The sequence below is a fragment of the Nocardioides sp. NPDC127503 genome, assembly GCF_040302165.1.
Lineage (GTDB): Bacteria > Actinomycetota > Actinomycetes > Propionibacteriales > Nocardioidaceae > Nocardioides.
In genome coordinates, this window is the sequence record NZ_JBEORH010000008.1 from 94,370 (window position 1) to 112,119 (window position 17,750).

The window sequence follows — 17,750 nt, forward strand, 5'->3', positions numbered from 1 at the left end:
CATGACCCAACTCCTCGACCCACCAACGGCAACATCGCCGACGAAGACAAGAAGCTGGCGCCCCACCCCCGAGCGCGCGTCGCTCATCGTTCTGCTGACCCTCACAGCAGCGGCGTACCTCTGGACGCTCTCGGAGTCCGGATACGCCAATCAGTACTACTCCGCCGCCGCACAGGCCGGCGGCGAGAGCTGGAAGGCGTGGTTCTTCGGGGCGCTCGACGCGAGCAGCTCGATCACGGTCGACAAGCCGCCGGCTTCGTTGTGGGTGATGGGCCTGTCCGTACGCCTCTTCGGGCTGTCCTCGTGGAGCATCCTGGTTCCGCAGGCGCTGATGGGTGTCGGGACCGTGGGGCTCGTCTTCGCCATGGTGAAGAAGGTCGCGCCGTGGCAGGCGGCGATCGCGGCGGGGGCGTTGACCGCACTGACGCCGGCGGCGGCGCTGATGTTCCGGTTCAACAACCCGGACGCGCTGCTGCTCCTGCTGCTGGTCGGTGCCGGGTTCTCGACGCTGAAGGCGATCGAGACGGGCAAGGGCCGGTGGATGGTGCTGGCCGGGGCGCTGCTCGGCTTCGGATTCCTGACCAAGATGCTGCAGGCGTTCCTGATCATCCCGGCGATCGCGGTCGTCTACCTGATCGCGGGCAAGGGCTCGTTCGGCAGGAGGGTCGGACACGGCATCGCCTGCTTCGTGGCGATGGTCGTCAGCGCGGGCTGGTACATCGCGATCGTCGAGCTCATCCCGGAGTCGTGGCGGCCCTACATCGACGGCTCGACCAGTAACTCGCTCCTCGAGCTGACGCTCGGCTACAACGGCGTCGGCCGGCTCAACGGCGGCGACTACGGCGGCCTCGGCAACGCCGGCTTCTCCAGCGCCGCCGGGATCCTGCGCCTCTTCCAGGGCGTCTCCGGCGGCATGGTCTCCTGGCTGCTCCCCGCCGCGCTGCTCCTCCTCGTCACCGGGCTCGTCCCGCTGCGCAAGACTCCGCGTACCGACCTGACCCGCGCGGTGCTGATGCTCAGCGGCGCCTCGATGCTCGTCACCGGGCTGGTCTTCTCCTTCATGGAGGGCATCTACCACGACTACTACGTGGTCGCGCTGGCTCCGTGGATCGCGATCACCGCCGTCGTCGGCGCAGTGATCATGTGGCGTGACCGCGACAGCCTCTTCGCCCGGATCACCCTCGCGGTCGCGATGGCCGGCAGCGCCGTGTGGGGTTGGGTGCTCCTCGGGCAGTCGGGCGAGCAGCCGTACGACGCTCTGCGCTGGCCCGTCCTGATCATCGGTCTCGGCGTCGCCGCCGCGTTCGTCTTCGCGGACAGGCTCACCCGCAGGGCTGTGGCGGCGGTCCTCGCGGCGGCAGCCGTGACCGTGGGCCTCGGGCCCGCGGCGTACGCGATCCAGACGATCGGCACCGCTCACACCGGCTCGATCGTGACGGCCGGGCCGTACGAGGGCGGCGGCATGGGCGGGATGCGCGGTGGTCGCCCTGGTGGTGCCGCCGGCGGCCCCGGTGCTCAGACCCAGAACGGCACTCCGCCGACCGGCCAGCCCCAGCAGATGCCCGACGGCATGCCCGGCGGCAATCCCGGCGGTATGCGCGGCGGCGGAATGATGGGCGGCGGCGCGGTCGACGAGGAGCTCGCCGCGGCAGTGAGCACCAACGCCGGCCACTACACCTGGGTGGCCGCGGCGATCGGTTCCCAGACCGCGGCCGGCCTCCAGCTCGAGACCGGCGAGGCCGTGATGGCGATCGGTGGCTTCAACGGCACCTCGAACAGCATCACGCTCGAGCAGTTCCAGGAGAACGTCGCCAACGGCGAGATCCACTACTTCATCGCCGGCGGCGGGATGGGCGGCATGAGAGGCGGAGGCGCCAGCGACGAGACCTCCAGCGCCTCCGAGATCAGCGCCTGGGTGACGGAGAACTTCACCGAGACCACGATCGGCAGCTCCACGGTCTACGACCTGACCGAGGCGACCGCATGACCGCGGACACGACACTCTCGAACGGCCTGCGGGTCGTCGACGAGAAGCGACTGCTGACGACGATCGACCTGGTGATCCCGGTCCACAATGAGGAGAACGGCCTGGAGGAGTCCGTACGCCACCTCGACGGCTACCTGCGCACCCTCCCCTACTCCACGACGATCACGATCGCGGACAACGCCAGCACCGACGGCACCTGGGAGATCGCGGAGCGTCTCGCGGGCGAGATCACCCGGGTCCGCGCGATCCACCTCGAGGAGAAGGGCCGCGGACGAGCGCTCAAGTCGGCCTGGTCGACATCCCGAGCGGAGGTGGTCGGCTACATGGACGTCGACCTCTCCACAGATCTGCGTGCCCTGCCGCCCCTGCTCGCCCCGCTGCTCTCCGGCCACTCCGATGTCGCGATCGGGTCGCGGCTGGCCCGTGGCAGCCGGATCGAACGAGGTCCGAAGCGCGACTTCCTCTCCAAGGGCTACAACCTGCTGCTGCGCGGGATCCTGTCCGCAGAGTTCACCGACGCCCAGTGCGGCTTCAAGGCGATCCGCCGCGACGTCGCTGAGAAGCTGCTGCCGCTGATCGAGGACGACAGCTGGTTCTTCGACACCGAGCTCCTCGTCCTCGCCTCCGAGGCCGGGCTGCGCGTGCACGAGGTGCCGGTGGACTGGGTCGACGATCCCGACTCGCGCGTCGACGTCTTCACGACGATCAAGGAGGATCTCGTCGGGATCCGTCGGCTGCTGTTCGGGCTGGTCAGCGGCCGGATCGACCTCAGCGGCGTACGTCCTCCCGGGCCCGTCCGGAGCCCGAGCCTGGCGGCTCAGGTGATCCGGTTCGGCGCCATCGGGGTGTTGAGCACACTGGCGTACCTGCTCCTCTACGTCCTCCTCCGCACCGCCGTCGGAGCGCAGGCGGCGAACCTGATCGCGCTCCTGCTGACCGCGGTCGCCAACACCGCGGCCAACCGCCGGCTGACCTTCGGGATCACCGCGCGGCAGGGCGCGGTGAAGCATCACGTCGCCGGGCTGGCCGCGTTCGGGGTCGGGCTGACCCTGACCTCGGGATCGCTCGGGCTCCTCCACCTGGCCGCGCCGACCCCCGCGCGAGCGTTCGAGATCGTCGTGCTCGTCGCCGCCAACGCCGCCGCCACGCTGATCCGCTTCATCGCCCTCAGGTGGGTGATGAGTCCGCGCTCGTGAGCCGCTGGGTGCCGATGACGCGGAGCAGCTCCAGCTTCTCCGCGGCATCGGTGCCCTCGGCCGGGAAGTAGGCGAGCAGCTTCACGTCGGCCTCCTCGGTGAGCAGGACCTCGCAGCGTACGGCGACCGTGCCGACCTCCGGATGGATGAACGTCTTCAGGTCGGCACGCCGTACGCCGACCTGGTGGCGCTCCCAGAGCCCGCGGAACTCCTCGCTCGCCGCGAGGAGGTCGTGCACCAGCGAGGTGATGTCGGAGTCACCGGCCCGCCGGGCGTACGTCGCCCGCAGATCCATCACATGGCTCGCCGACATCCGGTCCCAGTCCTCCCGCGGCGCCGGCCGGCGGTCGGGCTCGGTGAACCAGCGCCACATCATGTTGCGGCCCCGGCCGGGGCCGTCGGGCAGCGGCGGCAGTAGCGCGGTGGCGAGCGGGTTGAGCCAGGCGATCTCACCGATGTCGGTGTAGATCACGACGGGGATGTCGGTCAGACGCCGGGCGAGGGCGATCAGGCCGGGACGTACGTAATTCCCCGCCCGTCGCGCCGGCGGCGTCATCCCGGCGAGGTAGAAGAGGTGGTCGCGCTCGTCGAGATCGCACTGCAGCGCCCGCGCGATCGCGGAGAGCACCGACTCCGAGGGCGCCGACCCGCGCGCCTGCTCCAGTCGCGTGTAGTGGTCGGTCGAGACGCCGGCGAGCGAGGCGACCTCCTCCCGCCGAAGTCCGGGCGTACGCCGCCGCAACCCGTCCGGGAGACCGACATCTGAGGGCCGGAGCAGCTCCCGGCGACGGCGAAGGAAGTCGGCGAGCTCACGGCGGTCGGTCACGCTCTTCATCCTCCGTCGGTGGTGTCCGGTTATCCAGGGACGGGTCGTCCCTGGATGTGCCGTGCCTCCCGAGCACTCTTCGAGCGCCGCAGGCTGGACGTCATGACGACATTCAGCAGCCGACAGCTCGGCAAGAACGGTCCCACGGTCACCTCCCCCGCGCTCGGCGGGATGAGCCTCTCCGGCGTCTACGGCGCGGTCGACGACGAGGAAGGCGTACGCGTCATCCACGCCTATATCGACGCCGGCGGCACCCTGATCGACACCGGCGACTTCTACGGCGCCGGCCACAACGAGATGCTGATCGCCCGGGCGCTGCGCGAGCGCGACCGCGACGACGTGGTGCTCTCGGTGAAGTTCGGCGCACTGCTCACCCCGGTCGGGATGCCGGCCGGCTTCGACGCCCGCCCCGAGGCGGTCAGGTCCTCGCTGACCTACTCCCTCCAGCGGCTCGGCACCGACCACATCGACATCTACCGCCCCGCACGGCTCGACCCGCAGGTGCCGATCGAGGAGACCGTGGGCGCGGTCCAGGAGCTGGTGGAGGCCGGATACGTACGCCACATCGGGCTGAGCGAGGTCAGCGCCGACACGATCCGCCGCGCCGCCGCGGTGGCCCCGATCAGCGACCTGCAGATCGAGTACTCCCTGCTCAGCAGGGGGATCGAGACCAACGGCATCCTCGACACCTGCCGTGAGCTGGGCATCGGCATCACCGCGTACAGCGTCCTCGGCCGCGGCCTGATCGGCGGCAGCGGCGCCCTCGGCGGCTCGCTCGCTCTCATGCCCCGCTTCCAGGGCGACAACCTCGACCACAACCGCGCGCTGCTGATCACCCTGGAGGAGATCGCCGAGGCCAAGGGCATCACCCTGGCGCAGCTCGCGATCGCCTGGGTCGCCGCCCGCGGCGAGCACATCGTCCCCGTCATCGGATCCCGCCGGGTCAGCCAGGTCGAGTCGATGGCCGAGGCGAACGCGGTCGTGCTGGACGACGCCGACCTCGCCCGCATCGACGCCGCCGTTCCCGTCGGTGCCGCCCGCGGTGACCGCTACCCGACCCAGTTCATGGCGCAGCTCGACAGCGAGCTGTGAGGACGTGAGGAAGACCACAGGTATTGGACCGATACAACCGGACAAACCTGGTGTCCACCTGCTGATCTGCCCTACCGTTACCGGCCAGTAACCAGCACGGTGGGGTTCCGGACCCGCGCCGGTCATGAATCGGTCACGCGCTGATCGGCTGACCGGGATCCCACCATGCTGGAGACTGAAGACACTGCGCAGCTAGACCCAAGGAGTCGAGGATGCTCATCGGAGTGACCCGAGAGACGAAGCCCGGGGAGACCCGGGTGGCGGCCACCCCCGCGACCGTCAAACAACTGACCGGTCTGGGCTATGACGTCGTCATCGAGGGTGGAGCCGGAGAGGCGTCCAGCTTCAAGGACGAGGCGTACGCCGAGGCCGGCGCCCGCATCGGCACGGCCGCCGACGCGTGGGGTGCCGATCTGGTCTTCCGGATCAACGCCCCCTCGGTCGGCGAGGTCGAGCTGCTGAAGAGCGGCGCCACGCTGGTCGCCCCGCTGGCGCCGGCGCAGAGCGCCGAGCTCCTCGACGCCTTGGCCGCCCGCAAGGTCGACGCCTTCGCGATGGACGCGGTGCCGCGTATCTCGCGTGCGCAGTCGATGGACATCCTCTCCAGCCAGGCCAACATCGCGGGCTACCGCGCCGTGGTCGAGGCGGCCCACCACTTCGGCCGCTTCTTCACCGGCCAGGTGACCGCGGCGGGCAAGGTGCCGCCGGCGAAGGTCCTCGTGGCCGGGGCCGGTGTGGCCGGTCTGGCCGCCATCGGCGCAGCGAGCTCGCTGGGCGCGATCGTGCGCGCCACCGACCCCCGCCCGGAGGTCGCCGACCAGGTCAAGTCGCTCGGCGGCGAATACCTGAAGGTCGAAGTCGAGGTCGAGAAGTCGACCGACGGCTACGCGAAGGCGACGTCGGAGGCGTACGACCAGCGCGCCGCGGAGATCTACTCCGAGCAGGCCGAGGACGTCGACATCATCGTGACGACCGCGCTGATCCCGGGCCGTCCGGCGCCGAAGCTGATCACGGCGGCCGACGTGGCGAGCATGAAGCCCGGTTCGGTCATCGTCGACATGGCGGCCGCGATGGGCGGAAACGTCGAGGGCACCGTGAAGGACGAGGTCGTCACCACGCCCAACGGCGTCACGATCATCGGCTACACCGACCTCCCCGCGCGTCTTCCCGCGCAGTCCAGCCAGCTCTACGGCACCAACCTGGTGAACCTGATGAAGCTGGTGACTCCCGAGAAGGACGGCGTACTCGCCCTCGATCTCGAGGACCAGGTCCAGCGCGGCCTGACCGTCGTGCACGACGGCGGCGTGCTCTGGCCGCCCCCGCCGGTGCAGGTCTCCGCGGCTCCGGCCGTCGCCGCTCCCGCCGAGGTCGCGGTCAAGGAGGAGAAGAAGCCGCTCTCCGCGTCCGCCAAGCTCGCTCTGGTCGGCACCGGTGCGCTCGCCCTCTTCCTGCTCAACGCGGTCGCTCCGGCCGAGATCACCCGCCACTTCACCGTGCTGACGCTGTCGATCGTGATCGGGTTCTACGTCATCGGCCACGTGCACCACGCGCTGCACACCCCGCTGATGTCGGTGACCAACGCGATCTCCGGCATCGTCGTCGTGGGCGCCCTGCTGCAGCTCACCGTCGCTGACAACGTGGTGCTCGTGCTCGCGGGCATCGCCACGCTGCTGGCGAGCATCAACATCTTCGGTGGCTTCGCCGTGACCCGCCGCATGCTCTCGATGTTCCGGAAGGCCTGATCATGGATATCTTCTCGATCGCTGGTGCGGCCTACCTCGTCGCCGCCCTCCTCTTCATCCTGTCGCTGGCAGGACTGTCCAAGCACGAGACCGCCTCGCAGGGCTGGCTCTACGGCGTCGCCGGCATGGCGCTGGCGCTGGTCGCGACAGTCATCCAGGTCGTCGACGGCGGCACCACCACCGCGGTGATCGTCCTGGTCGCTGCTGTCGCGGTCGGCGCGGTCATCGGCCTGTGGCGCGCCAAGGTCGTCGAGATGACCGGCATGCCCGAGCTGATCGCGCTGCTGCACTCCTTCGTGGGTCTGGCCGCCGTCCTGATCGGCTGGAACGGCCACCTCGAGGCGGCCGCCGGCCACGGCCCTGCTGCTGGATCGGGTGGCGCCATCCACTCCGCCGAGGTCTTCATCGGTGTCTTCATCGGTGCGGTCACCTTCACCGGCTCGATCGTCGCCTTCCTCAAGCTCTCCGCGCGGATGAAGTCGGCCCCGCTGATGCTGCCGGGCAAGAACGTCATCAACATCGGCGCCCTGGTCGTCTTCGTGATCCTGACGGTCGTGTACGTCATCAACCCGACGCTCCCGCTGCTGATCGCGGTCACCGTCGTGGCGCTGGCGCTCGGCTGGCACCTGGTCGCCTCCATCGGCGGCGGTGACATGCCGGTCGTGGTCTCGATGCTGAACAGCTACTCCGGATGGGCCGCGGCCGCCTCCGGCTTCCTCCTGGGCAACGACCTGCTGATCGTCACCGGTGCCCTGGTCGGCTCCTCGGGTGCGTACCTCTCCTACATCATGTGCAAGGCGATGAACCGCTCGTTCATCTCGGTCATCGCCGGTGGGTTCGGCATCGAGGCCGGTCCGTCCGGCGACGTCGACTACGGCGAGCACCGCGAGATCAACGCCGAGGACACCGCCGAACTCCTCGCCGGCGCCTCCTCCGTCGTGATCACCCCGGGCTACGGCATGGCCGTCGCCCAGGCGCAGTACCCGGTCGCCGAGCTCACCCGCATCCTGCGGGACAAGGGCGTGGACGTACGTTTCGGCATCCACCCGGTCGCCGGCCGTCTCCCGGGCCACATGAACGTGCTGCTGGCCGAAGCCAAGGTGCCCTACGACATCGTCCTGGAGATGGACGAGGTCAACGACGACCTGGCCGAGACCGACGTCGTCCTGGTCATCGGTGCCAACGACACCGTGAACCCGGCCGCCGCCGAGGACCCCACCAGCCCGATCGCCGGCATGCCCGTCCTGCGGGTCTGGGAGGCCAAGAACGTGGTCGTCTTCAAGCGGTCGATGGCTGCGGGCTATGCCGGTGTGCAGAACCCGCTCTTCTTCCGGGAGAACTCGCAGATGCTCTTCGGCGACGCCAAGGCCAAGGTCGACGAGATCGTCAACGCTCTCGCCCGGGTGCCCGCCTGACCTGGACAAACTGCACCTGACCAGCGGAAACGTGACGCAAGTCTCGCCCTGGTGAATTCTGCACGGCCCGGGCACGACACACAGAATGAGTGTCGTGTCCGAGCCGTTTGCAGACTCCCTCGAGTCGATCCGCGTCCCCCATACGTTGCTGGAGGACGCGCTCGGCTACGTGACCAGCATCGTGGTGACCTCGCTGGGCCTCTACCTGATCCAGTCGGTCGGCGCGGTGACCGGCGGCACCGCCGGCCTGAGCCTGCTGGTGAGCTACTGGACCGGGCTGCCGTTCGAGGTGCTGTTCGTCCTGGTCAACCTGCCCTTCTTCGGACTCGCGCTCTCCAAGAAGGGCATCGGGTTCACCCTCCGGTCGCTGGGCTGCGTCATCGCGGTCTCGGCGATGACCCGGGTCCACGCCGACCTGCTTCCGCTCGACGGCCTCGACACCGTCTACGGCGTCGTGGCCGGCAACCTCCTCGTCGGCCTCGGGCTCCTGGTGATCTTCCGGCACGGCGCCTCGCTGGGCGGGTTCAACGTACTCGCCCTGCTCCTGCAGGAGCGGCTCAACATCCGGGCCGGGTACGTCCAGATGGGCCTCGATGTCAGCGTCATCCTGCTCGCGCTCTTCCTCGTCTCGCCCGCGACCGTCCTCCTCTCCGCGCTCGGCGCGGTCGTCCTCAACATCATCCTGGCCTTCAACCACCGGCCCGGCCGCTACCTCGCCTGAGACGTTTGTCTGCCAAGTCGGTAGACATTGCAGAATAGAGGCATGACTGCCGCGAAGCGCGCACCCCAGGCCGGCGCCGAGGACCTGACCGAGCACCTGCGTGACCGCTGGTCGGTGAGTGTCTTCGACCCGGCCCACGAGCTCGCCGACGCCGAGATCAGGCTGCTTCTCGAGGCGGCCCGGTGGGCGCCGAGCGCGGGCAACAGCCAGCCGTGGTCGTTCCTGGTCCTGCCCCGAGGATCGGCCGGGCACGCGACGTTCGTGAGCCATCTCTCGCGCGGCAACTCCGGTTGGGTGCCGCGGGCCTCGGCGGTGTTCGTCGCGGTCTCCCAGGTCGGCGTGGGCCCGGACGGCAACGGCCCGAAGTGGTCGGACTACTCCCACTACGACCTCGGTCAGGCGGCCGCGCACCTGACCGTCCAGGCTGCCTCCCTCGGCCTCTCCTCCCACCAGTTCGCCGGGTTCGACCACGATGCCGTGGCCGCGACCTTCGGCGTACCGGACTGGTGGAAGGTGATGACCGGGATCGCGGTCGGGCGCCACGGCGACCCCACGGAGGTCGACCCGCGCGACGCCGAGCGGGAGGAGCGCGAGCGCATCCGGCGGCCGCTCGAGGAGACGGCCTTCGCTGACAAATGGGGTACGCCCTGGGCGTGATGCCCCGTGCGTGCGTCCCAGAAGGCCATTAAAAAGGACGTACCCGACGGGGCATCGGTCTAAGGTTCGTGGGTGGAGAACGGTCAGGGAGCAGGTCGGCTCCGGCGCGTGACGGCAGGTCTGTTCGTGCTGGGGATGCTGGGTGCTGGGCTGGTGACGACCGCGCCGGCCGCCGTCGCGGCGCCCAACGACGGTGTCGGTGAGTCCTCGCGCACCCGCTACGTGCTCGACGAGAAGGCCCAGACCGTCAAGGTGAAGGCCGAGGTCACGGTCACCAACCAGCAGCCGAGCACGGCCACGACCTACTACTTCCTGACCGGTCACGCGATCCCGATCCCGGCCGGGGCGACGAAGGTCAGGGCGACCAGCAACGGCGCGACGCTGCCGGTGAGCAGCGAGAAGATCAAGGGCACCGGTCTCGCGGTGGTGACCGTGTCCTTCCCAAACCTCTACTACGGCAAGTCGCGCACGATCACCTGGACGTACGAGCTGAAGGGCGCCCCGATCCGGGCGAAGAAGAACCACACCCGGATCGGCGAGGGGTACGCCGTCTTCCCCGTGATCGGCCTCGGTGACGACGGGCAGGTGAGCGTTGACGTCGTGCTGCCGAAGTCGATGACGTTCACCGCCTCCTCGGGCGACTTCACCAAGCGGACCAAGGGCAAGACGACGACCTGGCACTCCGAGGGCGACTTCGTCGACGCCGGCGTCTCCGCCCGCGACCCGAAGGCCTTCGACGAGAAGAAGATCAAGATCGGCGACACGAAGCTGTCACTGCAGAGCTTTCCCAAGGACAAGGAGTGGATCGACTTTGCCGAGAAGCGGGTCACCGAGGGCATGCCGGTGCTGGAGGAGCTGACCGGCAACGAGTGGCCCGGTGGGCTGGAGACGATTCGTGAGGACGGTTCTGCGGAGGCGGTCGGCTACGCCTGGTTCGACTCCGACGCCGACGAGATCGTCGTCTCCGAGGACCTGGACACGGCGATCCTCTACCACGAGATGACCCACGCCTGGATCAACCCCGACATCGTCGAGGGCCGCTGGCTGAGCGAGGGCCTGACCGAGCTCGTCGCCCAGCACGCGACGAAGCAGGTCGGCGCCAAGGGGCAGAAGTACGGCAAGGTGAAGCGTCGCAGCAAGGCCGCGTTCCCCCTCCTGACCTGGGATGCCGAAGGCTGGAGCCAGGAGAAGGACGAGTACGGCTATCCGGCCGCCTACACAGCCGTCTCAGCCATGCTCTCGGACCTCTCCGAAGAGGACCTGACCCATGTGGTCGACGACGTCTACGACGGCCGCACCGGTTACGACGCCGCCGATGACGAGATCACCAGCGGTCCGGTCGACTGGCGCCTCTTCCTCGACATCGTGCAGAAGTACGACACCGACGCCTCCCCGGAGAAGCCGCTGAAGAACTGGGTGCTCACCCGCGCCGAGTCCAAGCAGCTCGAGCCCAGGGCCGAGGCCCGCAAGACGTACGCCGAGATCGACCGCGTCAACGGCGAGTGGCTGCCGCCGCTGGGACTCCGCGACGTCATGGCGGCATGGACCTTCGAGGACGTGGACGGCGTCGTGGGCCTGATAGGTGAGGCGAACGCCGATGCCGCTGCCGTCCAGGAGGCGGCCGAGAAGGCCGATCTGCCGGTGCCGGCCGCGGCGAAGGAGGCCTACGAGGGCGCCAACGAGGACGACCGCTATCGCGAGCTCGCCACCACGCTTCCCCGCACCGCCGAGGTGATCACCGAGGTCGGTGAGGCGACGGCCGACGTCGAGGGGATGCAGAACCCGCTGACCGAGCTCGGTGAGTTGGTGCTGTTCCTCGACGTGGGCGCGGCCAGCGCGCGAGCCGACCTGAACAACGGCTATCTCGAAGACGCCTCGGCCACCGCGGCCGGCGTACGCGCCCGGGCGGACTGGGCGCTGGCCGTCGGACTCGTCGCGCTGATCGTGCTCGTTGCCGGGGCGTACGCAGCGTTCCGGGTGCTTCGCAGCCCGTGGGCGCGACGCCGGCGCGAGGCTCGCCGGCTGCGGCGGGCGAACCGCAAGGCGTTCCTCGCCCAGGTCAAGCAGACGAAGAGGGCGGGCGCTCCGTGGGATCGACCGGCTCCGCCTCCGCCACCAGTCGGCCCACCACCAGGCGGTTCGCCGCCCGCCGGTTCGCAGCGGTCAGTCGGTGGCGAGCTCTTCGGCGTACAGCGCGGCCCCGACGGCCCCCGCGGTGTTGAGCAGTTTCGCCGGGATGATCTCGGTGTCCAGGTCGAGCAGCGGCAGGAATTCCGCCGCCTCCTTCGAGACCCCTCCGCCGACAAGGAATAGGTCGGGCGAGAAGAGCATCTCCAGGTGCTGGTAGTACCTCTGCAGCCGCTTGGCCCAGTGCTTCCAGGAGAGATCCTCGCGCTTGCGGGCGATGTTTGAGGCGCGGGTCTCGGCGTCGTGCCCGTCGAGCTCGAGGTGACCGAGCTCGGAGTTGGGCACGAGCACGCCGTCGTAGAGGAGCGCTGAGCCGATCCCGGTGCCGAGCGTGGTCATGATGACCAACCCGCGGCGGCCCTTCGCGGCGCCGTAGCGGACCTCCGCCAGGCCGGCGGCGTCGGCGTCGTTGACCACGTGGACGTCGCGCCCGGTGGCCGCGGTGAAGATCGCGTCCGCGTCGGCGCCGATCCAGGACTTGTCGATGTTGGCAGCGGAGTGGACCACCCCGTGACGTACGACGCCGGGAACGGTCACGCCGACCTTCCCGTCGTAGTCCGGGAACTGGGAGAGCAGGTCCACGAAGATCTCGGCGATGGCGTCGGGGGTGGAGCGTTCGGGTGTCGGGATGCGTACGCGTTCCTCGGCGAACTCGCCGGTCGCGAGATCGATCGGGGCACCCTTGATGCCCGTGCCGCCGAAGTCGATGCCAAAGGGCAGGCTCGTCGTCATGACCCCATCCTATTTACAACCCTCGACGTGACGTACGACACTTGACAGATACGACCTGTTTGTCAATCAGGTGTCAAGGGGGACGACGATGGATATCGCCAACAGCACGGTGCCCGACGGCTCGACCGAACAGTGGCGCGACAAGAAGCGCTACCTGTGGCTGCTGGGCCTGGTGGTGCCGCTCCTCGGGTTCATCGCGATCGGCGGCTGGCATCTCACCGACGTCGGCGCCTTCCTGTGGACCGGACCGATCATCATCCTGATCGTCGTCCCGGCGATCGACCTGTTCGCGGGGCTCGACCAGTCCAACCCGCCGGACGACATGATCGAGGCGCTGGAGAACGACAGGTACTACCGCTGGATCGTCTACTCCTACCTCCCGCTGCAGTACGCCGTCTTCATCGGCGGCATGGCCATGGCCGCCCACGGCGCTCTGGACGGTCACACCCTGAGCATCATCGACCGGGTCGGGCTGGCGATCTCGGTCGGCTGCATCGGCGGCATCGGCATCAACACCGCGCACGAGCTCGGCCACAAGCGCGAGGACGTCGAGCGCTGGCTCTCCAAGGTCGCGCTCGCACAGAGCTTCTACGGCCACTTCTACATCGAGCACAACCGGGGCCACCACGTCCGCGTCGCGACTCCCGAGGACCCGGCCTCGGCCAAGGTCGGCGAGTCCTTCTACACCTTCTGGCCCCGCACGGTCGCGGGATCGCTGAAGAGCGCCTGGCGGCTGGAGAAGAAGAGGTACGCCCGCCGCGACCAGCACCCGTTCCGGATCGGCAACGACGTACTCAACGCCTGGCTGATGTCCGCGGTGCTCTGGGGCGGACTGATCGTGTGGCTCGGGCCGGTGGTGATCCCGTTCCTGCTGATCCAGGCCGTCGTCGGGTTCTCGCTACTCGAGGTGATCAACTACATGGAGCACTACGGGATGCTGCGCCAGAAGGTCGGCCGACGCTACGAGCGCGTCGACCCCAGCCACTCCTGGAACTCCAACAACATCGCCACCAACGTTCTGCTCTACCACCTGCAGCGCCACAGCGACCACCACGCCAACCCCGTACGCCGCTACCAGACCCTGCGTGACTACAAGGAGTCTCCGGTGCTGCCGACCGGCTATGCCGGGATGATCCTGCTCGCGATCCTGCCTCCGGTCTGGCGCCGGGTGATGGACCCCAGGGTGCTGGCGCACTTCGACGGCGACATGTCGCGGGCCAACATCCTGCCGCGCAAGCGGGACCGGATCCTGGCGAAGTATCCGCCGCTCGCCGCCGACCAGGCCGAGGCCGGCGACGACACCGTCGCCCAGGTCGTCGCGGCCGAGGTGCTGGCCGCCCGCTGCCCCGGCTGTGGCTACACCTACCGCGTCGAGGAGGGCAACGAGGCCGAGGGCTTCGCCGCCGGGACCGCGTGGGCCGACGTACCCGACGACTGGTGCTGCCCTGACTGCGGCGTACGAGAGAAGGTCGACTTCGTGCCGCTGGCCTCGGACTCGGTCGAGTCCTAGGCCAGCGGCACGAGACGAAGAGCGTCAGCTCTTGACGAGCTCCGGCTCACGCGGCTTCTCCGCGTAGTGGTCGGCGAGGTAGTGCCGCTCCAGGCTCTCGCCCTCGACATCGACGTTCGGGAGGATCCGGTCGAGCCACTTCGGCAGCCACCAGGCCTTCTCCTTCATGAGGTACATGAGGGTCGGGATCAGGAGCATCCGGACCACGAAGGCGTCGAAGATGACCGCGGCCGAGAGCGCGAAGCCCATCGACTTGATGATCGGGTCGTCCATCAGGATGAAGCCCGAGAAGACGGCGGTCATGATCAGCGCGGCGGCCGTGACGACCCGGGCCGAGTTGCGGAACCCGTCGACGACGGCCTCCTTGTAGGAGGCGCCGTGGACGTGCGCCTCGCGGATCCGGGTCACCAGGAAGACCTGGTAGTCCATCGCCAGCCCGAACACGAGCCCGATCAGGAAGATCGGGATGAAGCTGACGATCGGCTGGCCCTCGAAGATGCCGAAGGCGCCCTCCTGGAAGATCGCCACGGTCGCGCCGAGGGTCGCCAGGACCGACAGCAGGAAGCCGAGGGTCGCGGTCAGCGGCACCAGGATCGAGCGGAAGACGAGCATCAGCAGGATGAACGCCAGCCCGATCACGATCGCCAGGTAGGGCAGCAGCGCGTCGTTGAGCTTCTCGGAAATGTCGGACATGATCGCCGACGTTCCGGTGACCGCGAGGTCGGTGCCGGTCTGCTCCTCGACGGCGCCCTCGCCATCGCGCAGCTCGCCGAGCAGCTCCTCGGTCTTCTCGTCCTCCGGGGACGTCTCCGGTTCGATCAGGATGACCGCGCCGTTGTCGTTGCCCTGGGGCGGGATGACCTTGGCCACCCCGTCGAGGCCCGCGGCCCACTCGGCGACGTCGGCGTAGGCCTTCTGCTTGGCCGCGGTGTCACCGGACATGTCACGCGCGTCGACGACGAGCATCATCGGGTCGAGGCGCCCGGGGCCGAACCCCTCGACGACCAGCTCGACCGCCTGGCGGCGCGAGCTGTCCTCGGGCGCGGTGCTGTCGCTTGGCATGCCGAGGTGAAGGTCCTTGAACGGGATCGCCAGGGCCCCGAGGCCGATGACCGCGATCAGCACCCAGAGGATCGGTGCCTTGCCGATGAACCGGGCCCAACGGACACCGTTGTTGAGGATGCGACCGTTGGCCTCGCGCTTGGGGTTGTAGCGACGTACGTTCAGGCCGAAGGCCTTCGACTTGAGCAGGCCGAGGATCGCCGGGAGCAGGGTCAGCGCGACCAGGACGGCGACGACGACGGTGACGGCTGCGCCCAGGCCCATGGCCGTCAGGAACGGGATCCCGACGACGCTGAGCGCGGCGAGGGCGATCACGACCGTCAGGCCTGCGAAGACGACCGCCGAGCCGGCGGTGCCCACGGCGACGCCGATGGCCTCCTCCCGATCGTCGGTGTGGTCGAGCTCGCTGCGGTAGCGGGACAGGATGAACAGCGCGTAGTCGATCCCGACCGCCAGGCCGATCATCGTGGCGAGCATCGGCGTGGTCGAGGAGACATCGGTGAACGCGGTCAATGCGGTGATCCCCAGCGTTCCGATCGCGACGCCGACGCCGGCGGTGATGATCGGAAGGCCGGCGGCCACGAAGGAGCCGAAGGTGATCACCAGGATGAACAAGGCGATGATGATGCCGAACAGCTCGGCGCTCGCACTGCCCATCTCCTGGACCTGCATGCCCTGGCCGCGTGCCTCGACCTGAAGGCCGTCCTTGTTCGCGTCCTCGATGACGTCGGTGACCTCCTCCTGCATCTCAGGCGTCACCTCGGTCGCGTCGACGTCCTCGAACTCGGTCGAGATCAGACCGATCCGGCCGTCCTCGGACAGCGTCGGCTGAGCCTGGAGCTGGCCGAGCAGCATCTGCTGCGCCTGCTGGGTCGTCACCGGCTGCCCGCTCTCGGCAGACATCGCCTTCGCGTATCCAGGGGCGGCTGCCTCGGCCTGTTCCGGGGTCCAGATGTAGGAGATCTGGTCGGGTACGTCATCGAGCGCGGCGAGGTTCTGGGCGAGCTCGGCGACGGCCTTCTGGTTCTCGGGTGTCGTGAGCGTCTCGCCCTCGGGAGCGGCGACGACGACCTCGATGGAGGCGGCGTCGAGCACCGACCCGCCCTCGGTGCCCATGATCTCGGGCAGGTCCTCGGCAGCCTCGACCGACTCGAGGCCGGGCATGGTGAAGGTGGTGGTCATGGGCTTGGACATCGTGGTCGCCACGGCGCCGATACCGATGATGGCGATCATCCAGACGGCGACGAAGACCGGCCACCGCCGGTAGGCGGTCTTTCCGAGTCGATAGAGCAGCTTGGCCATTTCGGGGGTCCCCCTGGTCAGTGGTTCAGAACAGATCGACGAGGTCGTCGAAGATCCGGGTGAAGTGGTCGGCGACGGTGCCGGCCGAAGGATTGGCGAGGTAGGCGTCGAGCGAGGCGTTGAAGACCACGATCACGAGATGCAGGACGACGCCCGCGAGCTCGGGAGTCATCTGGTCGCCCTCGCGCTCGGAGATGACCTCTGAGAAGTGAACGGCTATCTGCTCGAAGCGAGTGCGTGCCGCATCGAGCACCTGCCTGTCGGTGGCGAGGATGTGGCGGATGAGCACGAGCTCGTCGTGGTCGATGGGCTCGGCGTCGAGCACCGTACGCACCAGCGCGCCGAGATCGCGGCCGACATGGCCGGTGGGGCCGCCGCTGAGGAAGGCCTCGAGCAGCTCCGGGTCGGGCTCCTGCTCCGGGCCGAGGACGGCGTCCATCTTGCTCGGGACGTGGTTGAACAACGTACGCCGCGAGACACCGACGCGGTCGGCGAGATGCTCCATGGTCCAGCCGTCGAAGCCGAACTCGTCGGTCATCTCGAGCGCGGCCCGGTGGATCGCCGCCGCGGTCTTGTTGAGGCCCCGCATCATGACGTTGCACTTTCTCTCACAGAGTGCATTCTTGCACTACGGGGGTATTGGGTGCAAAACAATGTGGCCGGGTTCACCTGCGCCGTCATCCACGCGGAAGCGAAGCCGTAGACTTTGCCTTCATGGCGGCCGGCGTACCTGAAACCACCCGACAGCGGATCCTCGATGCCGCCGTCGAGATGACCACCGAGACCGGGTGGGCGAGCGTGACGATGTCCCGCATCGCCCAGCGGTGCGGAGTCAGCCGGCAGACGGTCTACAACGACATCGGCGCCAAGCCGGCCCTGGCGAAGTCGCTGATCCTGCGTGAGCTGGAGCAGTTCCTCGCGGTCGTGAGCACGGCCTTCGACCAGGAGGACGACTTCATCCGGGCGATCCGCCAGGCGACGTACGGCGTCCTCGACCGCGCCCAGGACAACAAGCTGCTGCATGCGGTCGTCTCGGCGACCCACGGTGCCGACACCGAGCTGCTGCCCTACCTCACCAGCCACAGCGAGGGACTGCTGGGCTATGCGACCGAGCTCATCCACGAGCACGTCGAGAAGTTCGAGCACGGGCTGACCGACGACCAGGCGGACACCGCCATCGAGATGACCGTGCGCGTGGTCCTCAGCCACGTCATGCAGCCCACCAAGTCACCCGACGAGACCGCCGACGACATCGCCTGGCTGATCTCGCGGGTCCTGAACGGCTGAGTTACCAGCGAGTTGGGTGCTTACCAGGCCTCGC

Annotated in this window: 13 protein-coding genes; 9 read left to right on the forward strand and 4 right to left on the reverse strand. The window is 68.6% G+C overall.

The features are described 5' to 3' along the window. Window position 1: 1 nt before the first annotated feature. Both ABTW65_RS18675 and ABTW65_RS18680 read left to right on the forward strand, forming a co-directional pair. A complete protein-coding gene (locus ABTW65_RS18675; RefSeq protein ID WP_350662756.1) occupies window positions 2-1,987 on the forward strand; it encodes an ArnT family glycosyltransferase in 1,986 nt (661 codons plus the stop codon). After that, on the forward strand, window positions 1,984-3,183 hold the full coding sequence (locus tag ABTW65_RS18680) for a glycosyltransferase (RefSeq protein WP_350662758.1): 1,200 nt from the start codon (window positions 1,984-1,986) through the stop codon (window positions 3,181-3,183). Before ABTW65_RS18675 ends, ABTW65_RS18680 begins: the two co-directional genes overlap by 4 nt. Here ABTW65_RS18680 and ABTW65_RS18685 read toward each other — a convergent pair. Then, window positions 3,155-4,009: a helix-turn-helix transcriptional regulator gene (locus ABTW65_RS18685; protein WP_350662760.1), complete on the reverse strand. Its 855-nt coding sequence runs from the start codon at window positions 4,007-4,009 to the stop codon at window positions 3,155-3,157. The genes ABTW65_RS18680 and ABTW65_RS18685 overlap by 29 nt on opposite strands. A 102-nt stretch (window positions 4,010-4,111) precedes the next feature. Between ABTW65_RS18685 and ABTW65_RS18690 the strand changes: the two genes are divergently transcribed. The 5 genes from ABTW65_RS18690 to ABTW65_RS18710 all read left to right on the forward strand — a co-directional run bounded on the left by ABTW65_RS18690 (window position 4,112) and on the right by ABTW65_RS18710 (window position 9,636). Continuing rightward, window positions 4,112-5,101, forward strand: a complete 990-nt coding sequence (locus ABTW65_RS18690; protein ID WP_350662762.1) for an aldo/keto reductase — start codon at window positions 4,112-4,114, stop codon at window positions 5,099-5,101. A gap of 212 nt (window positions 5,102-5,313) precedes the next feature. After that, window positions 5,314-6,843: a Re/Si-specific NAD(P)(+) transhydrogenase subunit alpha gene (locus tag ABTW65_RS18695; RefSeq protein ID WP_350662764.1), complete on the forward strand. Its 1,530-nt coding sequence runs from the start codon at window positions 5,314-5,316 to the stop codon at window positions 6,841-6,843. Between the two features lie 2 nt (window positions 6,844-6,845). Then, window positions 6,846-8,258, forward strand: coding sequence for a Re/Si-specific NAD(P)(+) transhydrogenase subunit beta (gene pntB / locus ABTW65_RS18700; protein ID WP_350662766.1), 1,413 nt, complete (start codon window positions 6,846-6,848; stop codon window positions 8,256-8,258). Between the two features lie 85 nt (window positions 8,259-8,343). Further along, window positions 8,344-8,979, forward strand: coding sequence for a YitT family protein (locus tag ABTW65_RS18705; protein ID WP_350662768.1), 636 nt, complete (start codon window positions 8,344-8,346; stop codon window positions 8,977-8,979). Window positions 8,980-9,021: 42 nt separating this feature from the next. Further along, window positions 9,022-9,636 (forward strand): nitroreductase family protein, encoded by a 615-nt coding sequence (locus tag ABTW65_RS18710; protein WP_350662770.1) that lies wholly within the window; start codon window positions 9,022-9,024, stop codon window positions 9,634-9,636. Window positions 9,637-11,799: 2,163 nt separating this feature from the next. On the opposite strand, the gene ppgK is transcribed toward ABTW65_RS18710, so the two are convergent. Next, window positions 11,800-12,555, reverse strand: a complete 756-nt coding sequence (gene ppgK / locus ABTW65_RS18715) for a polyphosphate--glucose phosphotransferase (RefSeq protein ID WP_160025998.1) — start codon at window positions 12,553-12,555, stop codon at window positions 11,800-11,802. A gap of 88 nt (window positions 12,556-12,643) precedes the next feature. Between ppgK and ABTW65_RS18720 the strand changes: the two genes are divergently transcribed. Beyond that, on the forward strand, window positions 12,644-14,065 hold the full coding sequence (locus ABTW65_RS18720; RefSeq protein ID WP_350662773.1) for a fatty acid desaturase: 1,422 nt from the start codon (window positions 12,644-12,646) through the stop codon (window positions 14,063-14,065). A 24-nt stretch (window positions 14,066-14,089) separates the two neighbouring features. Here ABTW65_RS18720 and ABTW65_RS18725 read toward each other — a convergent pair whose 3' ends face one another. Then, window positions 14,090-16,429: an MMPL family transporter gene (locus tag ABTW65_RS18725; RefSeq protein ID WP_350662775.1), complete on the reverse strand. Its 2,340-nt coding sequence runs from the start codon at window positions 16,427-16,429 to the stop codon at window positions 14,090-14,092. Window positions 16,430-16,454: 25 nt separating this feature from the next. Next, window positions 16,455-17,021 (reverse strand): TetR/AcrR family transcriptional regulator, encoded by a 567-nt coding sequence (locus tag ABTW65_RS18730; RefSeq protein ID WP_350662777.1) that lies wholly within the window; start codon window positions 17,019-17,021, stop codon window positions 16,455-16,457. 122 nt (window positions 17,022-17,143) lie between these two features. Here ABTW65_RS18730 and ABTW65_RS18735 point away from each other — a divergent pair, with 122 nt between their 5' ends. Next, entirely contained in the window at window positions 17,144-17,716 is a 573-nt protein-coding gene (locus ABTW65_RS18735) for a TetR/AcrR family transcriptional regulator (RefSeq protein WP_350662779.1), read from the forward strand. Window positions 17,717-17,750 lie beyond the last annotated feature (34 nt).